The sequence below is a fragment of the Pseudomonas sp. N2-3-1-14 genome (assembly GCF_041228395.1).
In the GTDB taxonomy this organism is placed as follows: Bacteria; Pseudomonadota; Gammaproteobacteria; order Pseudomonadales; family Pseudomonadaceae; genus Aquipseudomonas.
The window spans coordinates 5910875-5926953 of the sequence record NZ_CP166199.1 but is presented as its reverse complement, the minus strand read 5'-3'; the positions used below and the strand labels follow the sequence as shown (position 1 = coordinate 5926953).

At 61.8% G+C, this 16079-nt stretch carries 17 protein-coding genes and 1 pseudogene; 6 read left to right on the top strand and 12 right to left on the bottom strand.

Annotated elements, in window-relative coordinates:
* Positions 1-2 precede the first annotated feature (2 nt).
* The 4 genes and pseudogenes from AB5I78_RS27500 to AB5I78_RS27485 all read right to left on the bottom strand — a co-directional run bounded on the left by AB5I78_RS27500 (position 3) and on the right by AB5I78_RS27485 (position 3525).
* A pseudogene (locus AB5I78_RS27500) lies at positions 3-1141 on the bottom strand (homoserine O-acetyltransferase).
* A gap of 222 nt (positions 1142-1363) precedes the next feature.
* Positions 1364-1951 carry a YggT family protein gene (locus AB5I78_RS27495; protein ID WP_145157732.1) on the bottom strand — a complete coding sequence of 196 codons (588 nt, stop codon included), beginning with the start codon at positions 1949-1951 and terminating at the stop codon, positions 1364-1366.
* Between the two features lie 35 nt (positions 1952-1986).
* A complete protein-coding gene (gene proC, locus AB5I78_RS27490; protein ID WP_242199820.1) occupies positions 1987-2805 on the bottom strand; it encodes a pyrroline-5-carboxylate reductase in 819 nt (272 codons plus the stop codon).
* Positions 2806-2838: 33 nt separating this feature from the next.
* On the bottom strand, positions 2839-3525 hold the full coding sequence (locus tag AB5I78_RS27485; RefSeq protein ID WP_369301956.1) for a YggS family pyridoxal phosphate-dependent enzyme: 687 nt from the start codon (positions 3523-3525) through the stop codon (positions 2839-2841).
* 57 nt (positions 3526-3582) lie between these two features.
* Between AB5I78_RS27485 and AB5I78_RS27480 the strand changes: the two genes are divergently transcribed.
* Positions 3583-4617 (top strand): type IV pilus twitching motility protein PilT, encoded by a 1035-nt coding sequence (locus tag AB5I78_RS27480; RefSeq protein ID WP_145157727.1) that lies wholly within the window; start codon positions 3583-3585, stop codon positions 4615-4617.
* 140 nt (positions 4618-4757) lie between these two features.
* Here AB5I78_RS27480 and AB5I78_RS27475 read toward each other — a convergent pair whose 3' ends face one another.
* Positions 4758-5399: a C40 family peptidase gene (locus AB5I78_RS27475; protein WP_369301957.1), complete on the bottom strand. Its 642-nt coding sequence runs from the start codon at positions 5397-5399 to the stop codon at positions 4758-4760.
* Between the two features lie 249 nt (positions 5400-5648).
* On the opposite strand from AB5I78_RS27475, the gene AB5I78_RS27470 reads away from it, so the two are divergent.
* A complete protein-coding gene (locus AB5I78_RS27470) occupies positions 5649-6077 on the top strand; it encodes an NINE protein (protein ID WP_145157723.1) in 429 nt (142 codons plus the stop codon).
* 152 nt (positions 6078-6229) lie between these two features.
* Here AB5I78_RS27470 and AB5I78_RS27465 read toward each other — a convergent pair whose 3' ends face one another.
* The 7 genes from AB5I78_RS27465 to gshB all read right to left on the bottom strand — a co-directional run bounded on the left by AB5I78_RS27465 (position 6230) and on the right by gshB (position 12307).
* Complete coding sequence (locus tag AB5I78_RS27465; RefSeq protein WP_262206993.1) at positions 6230-7501, bottom strand: dihydroorotase; 1272 nt, start codon at positions 7499-7501, stop codon at positions 6230-6232.
* The gene (locus AB5I78_RS27460) at positions 7498-8502 is read right to left on the bottom strand and encodes an aspartate carbamoyltransferase catalytic subunit (RefSeq protein WP_369301958.1); all 1005 of its coding nucleotides are present in this window, start codon (positions 8500-8502) and stop codon (positions 7498-7500) included. The genes AB5I78_RS27465 and AB5I78_RS27460 overlap by 4 nt, the downstream gene beginning before the upstream one ends.
* Positions 8503-8526: 24 nt before the next feature.
* A complete protein-coding gene (gene pyrR / locus AB5I78_RS27455; protein WP_106575674.1) occupies positions 8527-9033 on the bottom strand; it encodes a bifunctional pyr operon transcriptional regulator/uracil phosphoribosyltransferase PyrR in 507 nt (168 codons plus the stop codon).
* Between the two features lie 72 nt (positions 9034-9105).
* A complete protein-coding gene (ruvX, locus tag AB5I78_RS27450) occupies positions 9106-9543 on the bottom strand; it encodes a Holliday junction resolvase RuvX (RefSeq protein WP_003195067.1) in 438 nt (145 codons plus the stop codon).
* Positions 9543-10112: a YqgE/AlgH family protein gene (locus AB5I78_RS27445; protein WP_106575672.1), complete on the bottom strand. Its 570-nt coding sequence runs from the start codon at positions 10110-10112 to the stop codon at positions 9543-9545. The genes ruvX and AB5I78_RS27445 overlap by 1 nt, the downstream gene beginning before the upstream one ends.
* 258 nt (positions 10113-10370) lie before the next feature.
* Positions 10371-11276 (bottom strand): energy transducer TonB, encoded by a 906-nt coding sequence (locus AB5I78_RS27440; protein ID WP_369301959.1) that lies wholly within the window; start codon positions 11274-11276, stop codon positions 10371-10373.
* 77 nt (positions 11277-11353) lie between these two features.
* A complete protein-coding gene (gene gshB / locus AB5I78_RS27435; protein WP_099550340.1) occupies positions 11354-12307 on the bottom strand; it encodes a glutathione synthase in 954 nt (317 codons plus the stop codon).
* A 239-nt stretch (positions 12308-12546) separates the two neighbouring features.
* Between gshB and pilG the strand changes: the two genes are divergently transcribed.
* Genes pilG through AB5I78_RS27415 form a run of 4 tightly spaced genes read left to right on the top strand, consistent with a single transcriptional unit; the run spans position 12547 to position 15951 of the window.
* A complete protein-coding gene (gene pilG, locus AB5I78_RS27430; RefSeq protein ID WP_106575669.1) occupies positions 12547-12954 on the top strand; it encodes a twitching motility response regulator PilG in 408 nt (135 codons plus the stop codon).
* Positions 12955-13000: 46 nt separating this feature from the next.
* Positions 13001-13366 (top strand): twitching motility response regulator PilH, encoded by a 366-nt coding sequence (gene pilH, locus AB5I78_RS27425; protein WP_014720320.1) that lies wholly within the window; start codon positions 13001-13003, stop codon positions 13364-13366.
* 12 nt (positions 13367-13378) lie between these two features.
* On the top strand, positions 13379-13903 hold the full coding sequence (locus AB5I78_RS27420; RefSeq protein ID WP_119737459.1) for a chemotaxis protein CheW: 525 nt from the start codon (positions 13379-13381) through the stop codon (positions 13901-13903).
* Positions 13900-15951 carry a methyl-accepting chemotaxis protein gene (locus tag AB5I78_RS27415; protein WP_145157715.1) on the top strand — a complete coding sequence of 684 codons (2052 nt, stop codon included), beginning with the start codon at positions 13900-13902 and terminating at the stop codon, positions 15949-15951. Before AB5I78_RS27420 ends, AB5I78_RS27415 begins: the two co-directional genes overlap by 4 nt.
* Positions 15952-16079: the final 128 nt, after the last annotated feature.

Here is a 16079-nt window from a genome sequence, read left to right as displayed (position 1 = left end):
TCTCACAGAGTTATGCGGTTCATGTAATTGCTGAAAGCCTGCAGGTAGCGCGGGATCGGAATCAGGAAGGCGTCATGGCCTTGCGGAGCATCGATCTCCAGGTAGCAGACATCTTTCTTGGCGGCCATCAGCGCGTCCACCAGCTCACGGGAGCGGGCCGGCGAGAAGCGCCAGTCGGTGGTGAACGACATCACGCAGAACTTGGCGGTGGCGCCCTCAAAGGTTTTCGCCAGGTCGTCGTTGAAGTTGGCGGCCGGGTCGAAGTAGTCCAGCGCCTTGGTCATCAGCAGGTAAGTGTTGGCGTCGAAACGCCCGGAAAACTCTTCGCCCTGATAGCGCAGGTAACTTTCGACCTGGAACTCGACGCTGTGGAAGTCGTAGTTGAGCTTTTCGCTCTTGAGGCCACGGCCGAATTTCTCGCCCATGGAGTCATCGGACAGGTAAGTGATGTGCCCGACCATCCGCGCCAGCATCAAGCCACGCTTGGGGATCACGCCCGCTTCCTGGAACGAACCGCCGTGGAACTCGGGGTCGGTGAGGATGGCCTGGCGGGCCACTTCGTTGAAGGCGATGTTCTGCGCCGACAGTTTCGGCGCCGAGGCGATGGCCAGGCAATGGCGCACGCGGTCCGGGTAGGTGATGGTCCATTGCAGCGCTTGCATGCCGCCCAGGCTGCCGCCGATCACCGCGGCCCATTGGCTGATGCCCAGCAGGTCAGCCAGACGCGCCTGGCTGTGCACCCAGTCTTCCACGGTCAGCACCGGGAAATCCGCGCCGAACGGTTTGCCGGTTTCCGGGTTGAGGCTGCTCGGGCCGGTGGAACCGTTGCAGCCGCCGAGGTTGTTCAGGCTCACCACAAAGAATTTGTTGGTGTCGATGGGCTTGCCGGGGCCGATGCAGCTGTCCCACCAGCCGGGCTTGCGCTCGTCGGCACTGTGGAAACCGGCGGCGTGATGATGGCCGGACAAGGCGTGGCAGATCAGCACGGCGTTGCTCGCCGTGGCGTTCAGTTGGCCGTAGGTTTCGTAGATCAGGTCATAGGCCGGCAGCGAACGGCCGCAGGCCAGGGCCAGCGGTTCGCTGAAGTGCGCCACTTGGGGCACGACCAGTCCAACAGAATCGGGGGGAAGGCAGCTGGCATCGACCCTGCTCTCGTTTAAATGAGGCGTAAGTCTAAAGACCGCTGCACCCAGCGGCAAGCAAAGGCCTGCGCCGGTACAAAGATACAAATGTGGCAGGGGGCTTGTGTGGGAGCTGGCTTGCCTGCGATGCAGGCACCTCGGTGTTTCAGTCACACCGCAGTGATGCCATCGCAGGCAAGCCAGCTTCCCCAAAAGCGGCTTGCGCAGTGATCCGCCAGGAATCAAATCAGCCCGAACAGCTCCTTGGGCATGAACGCGTAGTAGGCCAGGCGCGGGATCACCCAGCTTTGCAGCAGCTGGATCGCGATAAACGCGAAGATCGGCGAGATATCCAGGCCGCCCAGGTTCGGGATCAACCGACGGAACGGCGCCAGCACCGGCTCGGTGATCTGGGCTACCAGCTCCGCGCCAGGGCTACGGCTGCCGGGTGCGACCCACGAGAGGATCACGCTGATGATCATCGACCAGAAGATGATCTTCAAAAACAGCGAGAAGATACCGATCAGGCCCCATGGCAACAGCAGCGGGGTGAAGGCCTGATAGCCGTTGAGCATCAGGATCACCATAAACAGCAAAATCTGCAGCAGCAGCGCCAGCACCAGCGACGACATGTCCAGGCCGAACAGGCTTGGGATCACGCGGCGCAGCGGTTTGAGCAGCGGTTGGGTGGCTTTCACCACGAACTGGCAGAGCGGGTTGTAGAAGTTCGCCCGCACCAATTGCAGGATAAAGCGCATCAGCACGATCAGCAGGTACAGGCTGCCCAAGGTCTGGATGATGAAAATGGCAGCGTCATTGATTCCGAGCATGTTTGTTTCCTATCGGGTCCAGTTGCAGGGGACGACTATTTGCCCAGTTGCTCGGCCATCTCGGCCGAACGATGTGCCGCAGCACCCAGGGCTTTTTCCACCAGGGCTTCAAAGCCACCGGCCTGGAACGATTCAATGGCCGCTTGCGTGGTGCCACCCGGCGACGTTACGCGGCGGCGCAGTTCGGCGGCGTCCACGTCGCTGTCGACGGCCATGTTCGCGGCGCCCAGGGCGGTTTGCTCAGCCAGTTGCTCAGCCACTTCGTGGGGCAGGCCCAGCTTCACGCCGGCGGCGGTCATGGCTTCGATCAACAGAAAGAAGTACGCCGGGCCGCTGCCGGACACGGCGGTGACCGCGTCCAGTTGCTGCTCTTGCTCCAGCCACACGGCGATGCCGACGGCGGACAGCAGTTCTTGCGCCTGATCGCGTTGCTCGGCCGTCACTTCGGCGGTGGCGTACAGGCCGCTCACGCCCTTGCGCAGCAGCGCCGGGGTGTTGGGCATGCAGCGCACGATTGGCTGTTCACCGAGCCAGTTGTTCATGCTGGCGCAGGTGATGCCGGCAGCGATGGAGACCACCAGTTGGTGTGGCTGCAGGCTCGGGCGCAGGCTTTCGCACACGGCCTTCATGGCCTGCGGTTTCACCGCCAGCACGATCACGTCGACGCCCTGGATGGCCTCGGCGTTATCGGCAAAGGTTTCAATGCCGTGCTCGCTGCTGACGCGAGCGCGGGTGTCGGCGCCCGGGTCGCTGGCGCGGATCTGCTGGGCTTGCAGGCCCTTGGCCCGCAGGCCGCCGATCAGGCTGGCCGCCATGTTACCGGCGCCGATAAAGGCAATACGCGTGTTGCTCATGACAGGTCCTTATTCAGAGGAAAGTCAGCCATTTCACGGCTGGCCGTAGTCGCGGGCGCCAAACAGGGCGGTACCGATCCGCACCCAGGTGGCACCTTGGGCAATGGCCGACTCGAGGTCGTGGCTCATGCCCATGGAAAGTGTGTCCAGCGGCAGATTCAGGCTGGCTTGCAGGTCTCTCACCGCTGCGAATGCCGCATCTTGCGCGGCGCGATCTTCAGTCGGCTCGGGAATCGCCATCAAACCGCGCAGTTTCAGGCGCGGCAAGGCGCCGATCGCATGGGCCAAGGCCGGCAAGTCGGCGGGCGTACAGCCGGATTTGCTGGCTTCGCCACTGACGTTGACCTGAATGCAGATGTTCAGCGGCGGCAGGTCGGCCGGGCGTTGTTCGGACAGGCGTTGAGCGATTTTCAAGCGATCCACGGAATGTACCCAAGCGAAGTTCTCGGCGATCGCACGAGTCTTGTTCGATTGAATGGGGCCAATGAAGTGCCAACTCAAGGGCAGGTCGGTTAATTGCGCCTGTTTGCCCAAGGCTTCCTGCAGGTAGTTCTCGCCAAAATCGTGCATCCCGGCGGCGTAGGCTTCGCGCACGGCTTGCGCGGGTTTGGTCTTGCTCACGGCCAGCAGGTGGATGCTGTTTTCGTCACGTTGCACGGCGTGGGCCGCGGCGCGGATCCGCTCGCTAACCAGGCCAATGTTGTCTGCTATCGTCGACATTCAAGATGCACCCGTGGATATGGAGTCCGCGGCATTCTACTGGAAATGGAAAGCCCTATGGATATCACTGAATTGCTGACGGCCAGCGTGCGCCGTGGCGCCTCCGACCTGCATTTGTCGGCCGGCCTGGCACCGATGCTGCGTGTCGATGGCGAGGTCTGGCCGCTGGAGGGCCCGGTGCTCACGCCCCCGCAAGTTGCGGAGTTATTGAGCCCTTTGCTCAACCGCTACCAACAAAAGGATTTCGAAACATCTCTTGAAACCGATTTTGCCTTCGAACTGCCGAGCGTGGCGCGGTTCCGGGTGAATGTATTTCAACAGGATCGCGGCATGGGGGCGGTGTTTCGCACCATTCCCGCCGAGGTGCAGAGCCTTGAAAGCCTCGGGCTGGGGGCGGTGTTCCAGCGTATCGCGCAACTGCCGCGCGGCCTGGTGCTGGTCACCGGGCCGACCGGGTCGGGCAAATCCACCACGCTGGCGGCGATGATCGACTACCTCAACGGGCATCGGCGCCAGCACATCCTCACCCTCGAAGACCCCATCGAATTTATCCACAGGCCGAAAATGGCCTTGATCAACCAGCGTCAGGTGCACCGCGATACCCACAGCTTTTCGGCGGCGCTGCGCTCTGCGCTGCGTGAAGACCCGGATGTGATTCTGGTGGGCGAGTTGCGCGACCTTGAGACCATCCGCCTGGCGCTGACGGCCGCTGAGACCGGGCACCTGGTATTTGGCACCTTGCACACCACCTCGGCCGCAAAGAGCGTGGACCGGCTGGTGGACGTGTTCCCGGCAGCGGAAAAGCCCATGGTGCGCTCGATGCTGTCGGAGTCGTTGCAGGCGGTGGTGTCGCAAGTGCTGGTCAAGAAGATCGGCGGTGGGCGGGTGGCGGCTCACGAAATCATGCTGGGTACACCGGCTATTCGTAATTTGATCCGTGAAGATAAAGTGGCGCAGATGGTCTCGGCGATCCAGACCGGTGGCGCGCTGGGGATGAAAACGTTGGACATGAGCTTGAAGGCGTTGGTCAGCGAGGGGCTGATCAGCCGGGAAGATGCGCGGGGGCAGGCGAGGGTGCCTGGGGACATCTGAGGTCTTGCGGGCAATGAAAATCAAATGTGGGAGCGGGCTTGCTCGCGAATGCGCAGTGTCAGTCACCCTCTTAGTTGACTGATCTAACGCATTCGCGAGCAAGCCCGCTTCCACATTGGTTACCGCATATCAGACTGAAATCAGCGCTGCACAACCCGCAGGTTGTTGTTCTGTTCTTTCGGCAGAACCCGTTTGGCAATCACGTAGTTCTTGTCCCAGAACGGCTTTTTCAACGTGTCGATGCTGACCGACTTGCCACGACGCGGTGCGTGGATAAAGCGGTCGTTGCCCAGGTAGATGGCAACGTGATTGACCTGGCGGCTCTTCAACTTGAAGAACAACAGGTCGCCCGGTTTCAGGTCTTTACGATCAACCTTCAGCCCGTGACCGGCGGCCATGGCGTTGGAGGTGCGTGGCAAATCCACCGCTTTGACGTCATTAAACGCATATTTCACCAAACCACTGCAGTCGAACCCTTTACTTGGGCTGCTGCCGCCCCAACGATAAGGAGTACCGAGCACATTAACCGCGCGGCTGAGGACGTTGCTGCTTTGTTTGGTGTTAACTGCCATCAGGCCGGGCGTTACTTTACCGTGGTGGGCCTTGCTCAGTTGAGTCGGGCGGTTGACGGTCAGCTTTAACGATTTGGCGGTGCCTGGTGTGCTGTGAACTTTAGGGGTGAAACCGTTAACGTTAGGAAGACGTTGCTCACGATTGGTGGCGTGGGCGGCCAGTGGCATTAATAGGCAGATGGTTAGCCATGTCTTGAAAAATGGTCGCATTAGGCGTGGCTCTTTTAGGTTTGCGCGCAACTTTATAACAGCTTTTTGTGTCGTTCTTAGGCCGTTTGTCGACTGAACCCTGGGGTCAAATTCAGGAAAAGCGCGACGAATTGCCGCTATCGTCCTGCAGAGGTCAGGTGGCATAAGGCTTTGCGGGAGGGAAGATACCATTTGCCGTGTGTCGGGCGCCCGTAAAAAAGTCACAAAGAAAATGAAAAAATTTATCTATCGAGGCAAAAGAGGTACTCCATGAACACCTATCGACAGGATGTGATGCAGCAGGACACCCACAGCAAGGTGATCGGTTACCTGCTGTGGATTTTCGGTTTTACCGGGGCGCACCGCTTCTATTACGGCAAGCCGGTGACCGGGACGATCTGGTTTTTCACCTTTGGTCTTTTCGGGATCGGCTGGCTGATCGACCTGTTCCTGATCCCTGCCATGGACCGTGAAGCAGACCTGCGTTTTACCGCCGGGCCGATCGAATACAACGTGGCCTGGATACTGTTGGCGTTCCTGGGCGTGTTCGGGCTGCACCGCATGTATCAGGGCAAATGGATCACCGGCCTGATCTACCTGCTGACTGGCGGTTTGTTCCTGGTGGGCGTGCTGTATGACTTCTGGACGCTGAATACGCAGGTTTCGATCCGCAATGCCGAGCGCAACAGCGGACGCTGAGCGCGCATTGATTCAATGCGAGCACGGTCAATGTGGGAGCCGGGCTTGCCCGCGATAGCATCACCTCGGTCTGGCTGAACAACCGAGGTGCCTGCAGCGCAGGCAAGCCAGCTCCCACATGTACTGTGCCCACTTCCAGGTTTTGCGATTTATCAGGCCTGGTAGCTGATCCGCCCATCCACCAGGGTGTACCGCACCGTCGCCGGCAGGCTATGGCCGATGAACGGGCAGTTTTCGCCCTTGGACAGCCAGTGTTCCCCGGCAACCGTGGAGCTGGCCGGATCAAACAGCACCAGGTCCGCCGCTGAACCCACCGCCACTTTGCCCGCCGGCAGGCGCAAGGCCTCAGCCGGGCCGGCACTCAGGCGCGCCAACAGCGTTGGCAGGTCGAGCAGACCGTCTTGCACCAGGGTCATCGCCAGCGGCAGCAACAGTTCGACACTGCTGATGCCCGGCTCGGTCGCGCCAAAGGGCGCCAGCTTGGCATCACGCTCGTGCGGTTGGTGATGGCTGGAGATTGCCGAGACCACACCCGACTTCACGGCCGCGCGCAAACCGTCGCGGTCGGCCAACGTGCGCAGCGGTGGCTGCACGTGGTAAAGGCTGGAGAAATCGATCAGCGCTTCATCGGTCAGAATCAGCTGGTACAACGCCACGTCCGCCGTCACCGGCAGGCCGCGCGCTTGCGCCTGGGCGATCAAGGCCACGCCGCGCGCGCTGGTCAACTGGCTGAAGTGCGCACGCACACCGCTTTGCTCTACCAGCAGCAGATCACGGGCCAGGGCCACGGTTTCAGCGGTTTCGGGAATGCCCGGCAGGCCGAGGAAACTGGCGACGGCGCCTTCATGGGCCAGGCCGCCTTCGGCCAGGTCGCGGTCCTGGGAGTGGAAGATCACCGTCAGGTCGAAGGTGGCTGCGTATTCCAGGGCGCGGCACAGCGTGCGCGTGCTGCGAAAACTGTCCAGCCCGTTGCCGAATGCCACGCAACCGGCGTCGCGCAGGGCGATCAGCTCGGCGAGTTGTTCGCCTTCCAGGCCTTTGCTCAGCGCGCCGATGGGGAACACTTTGCAATTGCCGGCTTCGCGGGCGCGGTCCAGGATCAGCTCGGTCACCGCCGAGGTGTCGAGCACCGGCTTGGTGTGCGGCGGGCAGCACAGGCTGGTGACGCCACCGGCAGCGGCGGCGCGGGTTTCGCTGGCGATGGTGCCTTTGCGGCTGTAACCCGGTTCGCGCAGGGCGACGTTCAGGTCGACCAAACCAGGCGCGGCCACCAGGCCTTTGGCGTCGATCGTCTCGCTGGCGCTGAAGCCCGCAGGCGCAGCGCCAATGGCGAGGATTTTGCCGGCTTCCAGGTGAAGATCGGTAACTTGATCCAGGCCACTGGCCGGATCGATGACTCGGGCGCCGAGAATGCTGAGCTTCACTGGGCGTTCTCCTGCTCGAATTGACGTTGCGCGGTTTGCCCGCTCATGGCCATGGACAACACCGCCATGCGCACGGCGATGCCGTAGGTCACTTGGTTGAGGATCACCGATTGGCTGCCGTCGGCCACCGCCGACTCAATTTCAACCCCGCGGTTGATCGGCCCTGGGTGCATCACGATGGCATCCGGCTTGGCGCCGGCCAAGCGCGCAGTGGTCAGGCCGAACAGGCGGTAGAACTCACCTTCGCTCGGCAGCAGGCCACCGGCCATGCGCTCGCGTTGCAGGCGCAGCATGATCACCACGTCAACGTCCTTGAGGCCTTCGGTCATGTCGGTGTAGATCTTCACGCCGTACTGCTCGATGCCGATCGGCAGCAGGGTTTTCGGTGCGATCACGCGGATGTCCGGGCAACCCAGGGCTTTGAGGGCCAGCATGTTCGAGCGCGCGACCCGTGAGTGCAGGATGTCGCCGACGATGGCCACCGAGAGGTTTTCAAAACCGCCCTTGTGCCGACGGATCGTCAGCATGTCGAGCATGCCTTGGGTCGGGTGCGCGTGGCGGCCGTCGCCGCCGTTGATGATTGCCACGTTCGGGCACACATGCTCGGCGATGAAATGCGCGGCGCCGGAGTCGCCGTGGCGCACCACGAACATGTCGGCGGCCATGGCTTCAAGGTTGCGCAGGGTGTCGAGCAGGGTCTCGCCCTTGCTCGCCGACGAGGTCGACACGTTCAGTGTGATCACGTCGGCCGACAGCCGCTGGGCTGCCAGTTCAAAGGTGGTGCGGGTGCGGGTGGAGTTCTCGAAGAACACATTGCAGATGGTCTTGCCGCGCAGCAGCGGGACCTTCTTCACCGCGCGGCCACCGACTTCGAGGAACGAGTCGGCGGTGTCGAGGATTTCAGTCAGCAGTTCGCGGGGCAAACCGTCGAGGGACAAGAAGTGTTGCAACTGGCCCTGAGCATTGAGCTGCAGCGGGCGCTTGGCATCTAGAGGCGTCATCGCGGGGACTCTGTACAAGGCGGTTTAAAGGGCAAGGTCTTGCAGTTCGAGTTCGAGCGGCGTGGGACCGGACAATTTTACCCGCTGGTGGGCCTCCAGCGACAGGGTGGCACCGACCACATCCGGGCTGATCGGCAATTCGCCAGCGTCCAGGTCGAGCAGGCACACCAGCGTCACGCTGGCCGGGCGGCCGTAATCGAACAACTCGTTCATGGCGGCGCGGATGGTGCGACCGCTCATCAGCACGTCGTCGATCAGCACCAGGTGCTGGCCCTCGATCTCGAACGGCAGGGCCGAAGGGCGCACCTGCGGGTGCAGGCCGTTCTGGCTGAAGTCGTCGCGGTAGAAAGACACGTCCAGCGTGCCCAGCGGCGAATCGCTGCCCAGTTCTTCCAGCAACGCTTGGGCCACCCACACACCACCGGTGCGAATGCCGATAAAGCGCGGTTCGCTGATGGCACGGTGTTGCAGGTGCGCCTTGAGGCGAATCGCCATCTGGCTGATCAGGTCGGCGGGATTGGGCAGGCTCATGGTGGCTCCTTCAAGGCCTCGCGCAGGCAAGGTCCGGGCTCAAACGTAAAAAGACGCGGCAAGCCGCGTCAGTCAGGATTCAAATAAAGCGGTGTTTTCATCCAGCCAACCCTGCAACAGCAGGGCGGCCGCGATGGCGTCCACCGGGTTGTCGCGGTAGCTACCTTTCTGCCCGCCACGGTCACGGCGCTCACCCTTGGCTTCAAAGGTGGTCAGGCGCTCGTCGTGGGTATAGAAGGGCAGGTTGTAGCGGCCATTGAGGCGGCGGGCGAACTTTTCGGCGCGCAGGCACATGTCGCTGGGGGTGCCGTCCATGTTCAAAGGCAGACCGACCACGACGGCGTCGGGCTTCCACTCCTTGATCAGGGCCTCGACCTGGTTCCAGTCCGGCACGCCGTTCTGGGCTTTCAAGGTGCACAACTCGCGGGCCTGGCCGGTAATCACCTGGCCGACCGCTACGCCGATCTGTTTGGTGCCGTAGTCAAAACCGAGGATCAAACGCAAGGCCATCAGGCGTGCCCCGCCTGGCTGGTCAGCAGGTTGAGGTTGACCCGCAACTTGGCTGCCGCCGCTTCCAGGCGCAGTTCACTGGCTGTGTTGAACAGAATGTCGGCGTCGAACGGGCAAGTCAGCCAGGCATTGCTGGCCAGTTCGGCTTCCAGTTGCCCGGCTTCCCAACCGGCGTAGCCGAGGGTGATCACGCTTTGCTCAGGCCCCACGCCGTCGGCGATGGCGAACAACACGTCTTGGGAAGTGGACAGCGACACGCCTTCCAGGTCGACCGTGGCCTGGAACTTCGGCCCGGTGGGGTGCAGCACAAAACCGCGATCGGTTTGCACCGGCCCGCCGATGTAGATCGGTACATTTTGGCAGCGCGCCGGCGGGTCGATCTCCGGGCGCAGTTGCTCAAGAATATCGGCCAGGTTCAGCTCTTGCGGGCGGTTCACCACCAACCCCATGGCACCATTGGCCGTGTGCTCGACGATGTAGGTCAAGGTCTGCGCAAAGTTCGGGTCGGCCATATGGGGCATGGCGATCAGGAATTGGTGCTTGAGGTAGGTCGGGCTGACATTTTTCATGTCCGCTAGTGTGGCGTCGGAGGGGCGAACTGACAAGCCGCGGCGGACGCTAATTGTGGCGAGCGGGGCTGTCGTGGCGAGCCGGCTTGTCGTGGCGAGCGGGCTTGCCCCGCGTTGGGGCGCGAAGCGGCCCTGAAATCTGGCGCTGTGGTTTTTCAGGCAGAACGCGGTGGCCCTATTGGGGCCGCTTCGCAGCCCAACGCGGGGCAAGCCCGCTCGCCACAAGGGCCCGCTGCCGTTGGCAGAGTGCAGGAGCGATCAGTTACTGGACAGCCGATCACCCCGGGCAAACTTCCAGGTGCGGATGATTTCCAGGCGGTCTATGTCGTTCAGGTCGCCGGTAAACGGCGCGAAGGGCGCGGCCAGGCGCACGATGCGCTGGGCCGCCTGGTCCAGCAACGGTTGGCCGGACGACTCCAGCACCTGCACTTCATATAACGAACCGTCGCGGTTGATCGACACCAGTAAGCGCAAATTGCCATAGATCTGCTGGCGCCGCGCTTCATCCGGGTAGTTGAGGTTGCCGATGCGTTCAACCTTCTTGCGCCATTCGTCCTTATACCAGGCGCCTTTGTCGCGCATGGTCGAGGCAGCGTTCAGGCGATAGATGCGCGGGCGCTTGGCGTACAGCTGTTGTTCGTTGGCCAGTTCGGCTTCGAGGCTGGAAATCTGGTCGGAGAGCTGCGAGCTGTCGAAGGTCGGCGCTGGCTTGACCGGCTCGGGCTGCGGCTCGGTCTTGGTTTTCTCGCGCTGGGTCGGGGCTTTTTGCGGTTTTGGCGCAACAGTGGTCACGGCGGCCTTGGGCGCGGCCTGCTTGACCTCAGGCTTGGGCGTCGGCGGCGGGGTGACTTTATTCACCTTGTTGTCCTGGAACGGCGCCACTTCGGTGGTCTTGGGCACGGCCTTTTTGTCGAGCGTGCCGCTGCCTTGCTGATTGTCCTGGGCCAGAAAGTCAGCCTTTTCAGGCTTTTTTTCGCTTTTGAACGTGGCGAGGGTGATTTCCAGGGTTTTGGTGATCTGCTTGGGCTCGACAAAGGTGAAACCCAGGCCGAGTAACAAAGCGAGGTGGATCAGCGCTGCCAGAAACAGGGTAAATCCGAGCCGATCAGCCGGGCGCACGCCGCTGTGGGAGAGTTCGGGAGGCAGATCGGGCGGGAGCGTCATGACAAAAAAACCAACATCGCGCGTTTCACAGGTGCCGCATGATAACGCAATGTTGGTGTGTGTCCGGCTGTTCTATGTCACTTGGCTTGCAGCTTGCGCTCGATGGCCGCCATCAGCATTTCGCCGATGTTCGTGCCAAATGCGTTGTCGATCTCGCGAATGCAGGTCGGGCTGGTGACGTTGATTTCGGTGAGGTTCTCACCAATTACGTCCAGTCCTACGAACAGCAGGCCTTTTTCGCGCAGTGTTGGGCCGACTTGGGAAGCGATCCAACGGTCTTTGTCCGACAGTGGACGCGCTTCACCGCGACCGCCGGCTGCCAGGTTGCCACGGGTTTCGCCTGCGGCCGGGATACGCGCCAGGCAGTAATCCACCGGCTCACCGTCGATCATCAGGATGCGTTTGTCGCCGTCCTTGATCGCCGGAATGTAAGCCTGGCCCATGATCTGCTGGGTGCCCAGCGCGGTCAGGGTTTCCAGGATCACCGACAGGTTTGGGTCGCCAGCGCGGTGGCGGAAGATCGAGGTGCCGCCCATGCCGTCCAGCGGCTTGAGGATCACGTCGCCGTGCTTGGCGGCGAATTCACGCAACACGTCGGCGCGGCGGCTGACCACGGTAGGCGGCGTGCATTGTGGGAACAGGGTGGCGAACAGCTTTTCATTGCAATCGCGCAGGCTTTGCGGCTTGTTGACGATCAGCACGCCAGCGCGCTCGGCCTGTTCCAGCAAGTAAGTGGAGTAAACGAATTCCATGTCGAACGGCGGGTCCTTGCGCATCAGGATCACGTCCAGATCGCTCAAGGGGCTGTCGATTTCATCCGCAAGCTCGAACCACTTTTCAGGGTTGGCAAACACCTGCAGCGGGCGCATGCGTGCGCGGGCTTCGCCGTCGCCTTGGTAAAGATCGCGCTGCTCCATATAGAACAGCGTCCAGCCGCGGGCCTGGGCGGCCAGGAGCATGGCCAGCGAACTGTCCTTTTTATAGGAAATGCTGGCAATAGGGTCCATGACAATGCCGACGCGAACGCTCATGGGGGATTTCCTCTAGCAAATTAGGGCGCATAAAAGTGGCGTCAGAGTGGCGCTGCGGCTGTTGTGGGTCAAGGAAAAACCACCTGGCCGGTTGCTCGATAGATTGCGCCCGGAGACTGTGCTAAAAAGACTCCCACAGTGCAGCAGCCCTTGAATTCCAAGGCTTGCAGCGCTCATCCTGTGCAACATCAGGCAGTACACACCGAAAACCGATTCGCTGTGGCGATGGTAGAGCAGATATGGAACAGCATTCCAACGCCTTGAGAGTGATGGTGATCGACGATTCGAAAACGATCCGCCGCACCGCCGAGACCCTGTTGAAGAACGTGGGGTGCGAAGTCATCACGGCCATCGACGGTTTCGATGCACTGGCCCGGATTGTTGATCATCACCCGCACATTATCTTTGTCGACATCATGATGCCGCGCCTGGATGGCTATCAAACCTGCGCGCTGGTGAAGAACAACCCGGCGTTCAAGTCGATTCCGGTGATCATGCTGTCCTCCAAGGACGGCCTGTTCGACAAGGCCAAGGGGCGCATCGTGGGTGTCGATCAGTTTTTGACCAAGCCTTTCAGCAAGGAAGAACTGCTGAGCGCGATCAAGGCCTACGTGCCCGGCTTCGCCGCAGTAGAACAAGCACACTGACACCGCCTCACAAGGGCCGGCGTCCACCAATGTAGTGGGGAAAACCATGGCACGTGTTCTGATCGTCGACGATTCGCCGACCGAAATGTACAAACTGACCGGCATGCTGGAAAAGCACGGCCACCAGGTCCTCAAAGCCGAAAACGGCGCAGACGGCGTGGCCCTGGCCCGTCAGGAAAAGCCCGACGCCGTACTGATGGACATCGTGATGCCGGGCCTCAATGGCTTCCAGGCCACCCGCCAGCTGTCCAAGGAGCCGGAAACCAACGGCATCCCGATCATCATCATCACCACCAAGGATCAGGAAACCGACAAAATCTGGGGCGCACGCCAGGGCGCCAAGGATTACCTGACCAAACCCGTGGACGAAGAAACCCTGATCGCCACCCTGAACAAGGTGTTGGCCGGCTGACGGCACGCCATCATGACCGAGTCACAAACCGCCTTCGAGCTGCTGCTGGACATCGACCGCCGCTGCCGCCTGCTGGCCGCCGACCTGCCGTCCCAGGAAACCCGCCTGCAACGTTGGAGCGGGATCGGTTTTCGCCTGGGGCCGTACTGGTACGTGGCGCCGATGGGCGAAGTCGCCGAGGTGTTGCATGAACCGCGTTGCACCTTGATGCCCGGGGTCAAGCCCTGGGTCAAAGGCGTGGCCAACCTGCGTGGGCGTTTGCTGCCGGTGATGGACCTGGGCGGGTTCCTCGACCTCGGGCTGTCCAGGGCCCGCAAGCAACGTCGAGTGCTGGTGGTGGAATTCAACGACTTGTTTGTCGGGCTGCTGGTGGACGAGGTGGTGGGCATGCAGCATTTCGCACAAGACGCACTGTTGGCGAGCACCGCGCCCACTGCGCCGTTTATCCAGGGCCAGTTCGACAGTGACCAGCTGTGGCAGGTCTTCAGCCCCTTCGCTTTGGCCCAGGCCCCAGGCTTCATGGATGTTGCCGCATGACCACCGCTACCACGCCCAAACCGCAAGCCGCATCGCGCAGCCGTTCGCAGATCATCGTGCTGTTTATCGCGCTGATCGTGTTCATCATGCTGTTGTTCGCCAACTTCGCGTACCTCAATACCCAGTCCACGTACGACAAGCAGTACATCGGCCACGCCGGTGAGCTGCGCGTGCTGTCCCAGCGCATCGCCAAAAACGCCACGGAAGCCGCCGCCGGCAAGGCGGCCGCGTTCAAGCTGCTGGGCGATGCACGCAACGACTTCGCCCAGCGCTGGGGCTATCTGAAAAAAGGCGATACCGAGACCGGCCTGCCGGCTGCACCCAACGCAGTGCGCGCCGAAATGCGCGCGGTGCAGACCGACTGGGAAGCACTGCTGAAAAACACCGACGCGATTCTCGCCAGCGAACAGACCGTGTTGTCGTTGCACCAAGTGGCCGCGACGCTTGCCGAAACCGTGCCGCAATTGCAGATGGAATCGGAAAAGGTCGTCGACATTTTGCTGCAACGCGGCGCCCCGGCCAGCCAGGTGGTGTTGGCCCAGCGCCAATCATTGCTGGCCGAACGCATCCTCGGCGCAGTCAACACCGTGCTGGCCGGCGACGAAACCTCGGTGCAGGCCGCCGATGCCTTTGGCCGCGACGCCAACCGTTTTGGCCAAGTGCTTAACGGCATGCTCCAGGGCAACGCCGGCCTGCGCATTGCTCAGGTTGAAGACCACGACGCCCGCGCGCGGTTGGCGGAAATCGCCGAGCTGTTTGAGTTTGTCTCCGGCTCCGTGGATGAAATCCTCGAAACCTCGCCGCAGTTGTTCCAGGTACGCGCCTCGGCGAGCAATATTTTCAACCTGTCGCAAACCCTGCTCGATGAAGCCTCGCACCTGGCCACCGGGTTTGAAAACCTCGCCAGCGGGCGCAGCTTCGACACCATCGGCGGCTACGTATTGGGCTTGCTGGCGCTGACCTCGATCATCCTGATCGGCCTGGTGATGGTGCGCGAGACCAACCGCCAGTTGCATGAAACCGCCGAGAAAAACGAGCGTAACCAGAATGCGATCATGCGTCTGCTCGATGAAATCGAGGACCTGGCCGATGGCGACCTGACCGTGACCGCCTCGGTCACCGAAGACTTCACCGGCACCATTGCCGACTCCATCAATTATTCGGTTGACCAGCTGCGCGATCTGGTAGCGACCATCAACCTCACGGCCGGGCAAGTGGCCGGTGCGGTGCAGGAAACTCAGGCCACCGCCATGCACCTGGCCCAGGCCTCGGAGCATCAGGCCCAGCAAATCGCCGAGGCCTCTACCGCGATCAATCAGATGGCCCAATCCATCGACCAGGTGTCGGCCAACGCCGCCGAGTCCTCGGCGGTGGCGGAGCGCTCGGTGGAAATTGCCAACAAGGGCAATGAGGTGGTGCACAACACCATCCACGGCATGGACAACATTCGCGAGCAGATCCAGGACACCGCCAAGCGCATCAAACGCCTGGGCGAATCGTCCCAGGAGATTGGCGACATCGTCAGCTTGATCGACGACATTGCCGACCAGACCAACATCCTTGCTCTCAACGCCGCGATCCAGGCGAGCATGGCCGGTGACGCCGGGCGCGGGTTTGCCGTGGTGGCCGACGAAGTGCAGCGGTTGGCCGAGCGCTCATCCGCCGCCACACGCCAAATTGAAACCCTGGTGCGGGCGATCCAGACCGACACCAATGAAGCGGTTATTTCCATGGAACAGACCACCACCGAAGTGGTGCGTGGCGCGCGGCTGGCGCAAGACGCCGGGGTGGCGCTGGAAGAGATCGAAGGCGTGTCGAAAACCCTGGCGGCGTTGATCCAGAGTATTTCCAACGCGGCGCAGCAACAGACCTCGTCGGCGGGGCAGATTTCCCTGACGATGAACGTGATCCAGCAGATCACCACGCAGACGTCATCGGGCTCGACCGCCACGGCGGAGAGCATCGGCAACCTGGCGAAGATGGCCAGCCAGTTGCGCCGGTCGGTGTCGGGTTTCACCCTGCCACCGCCTAAACAGGTAGACGATTGAAATGCACGCTAGACAACACCCCAGTCCAACTGTGGGAGCTGGCTTGCCTGCGATAGCGGACTGTCAGTTGATCCATCTGCAGCTGACCCACCGCGATCGCAGGCAAGCCAGCTCCCACAGTGGATCTC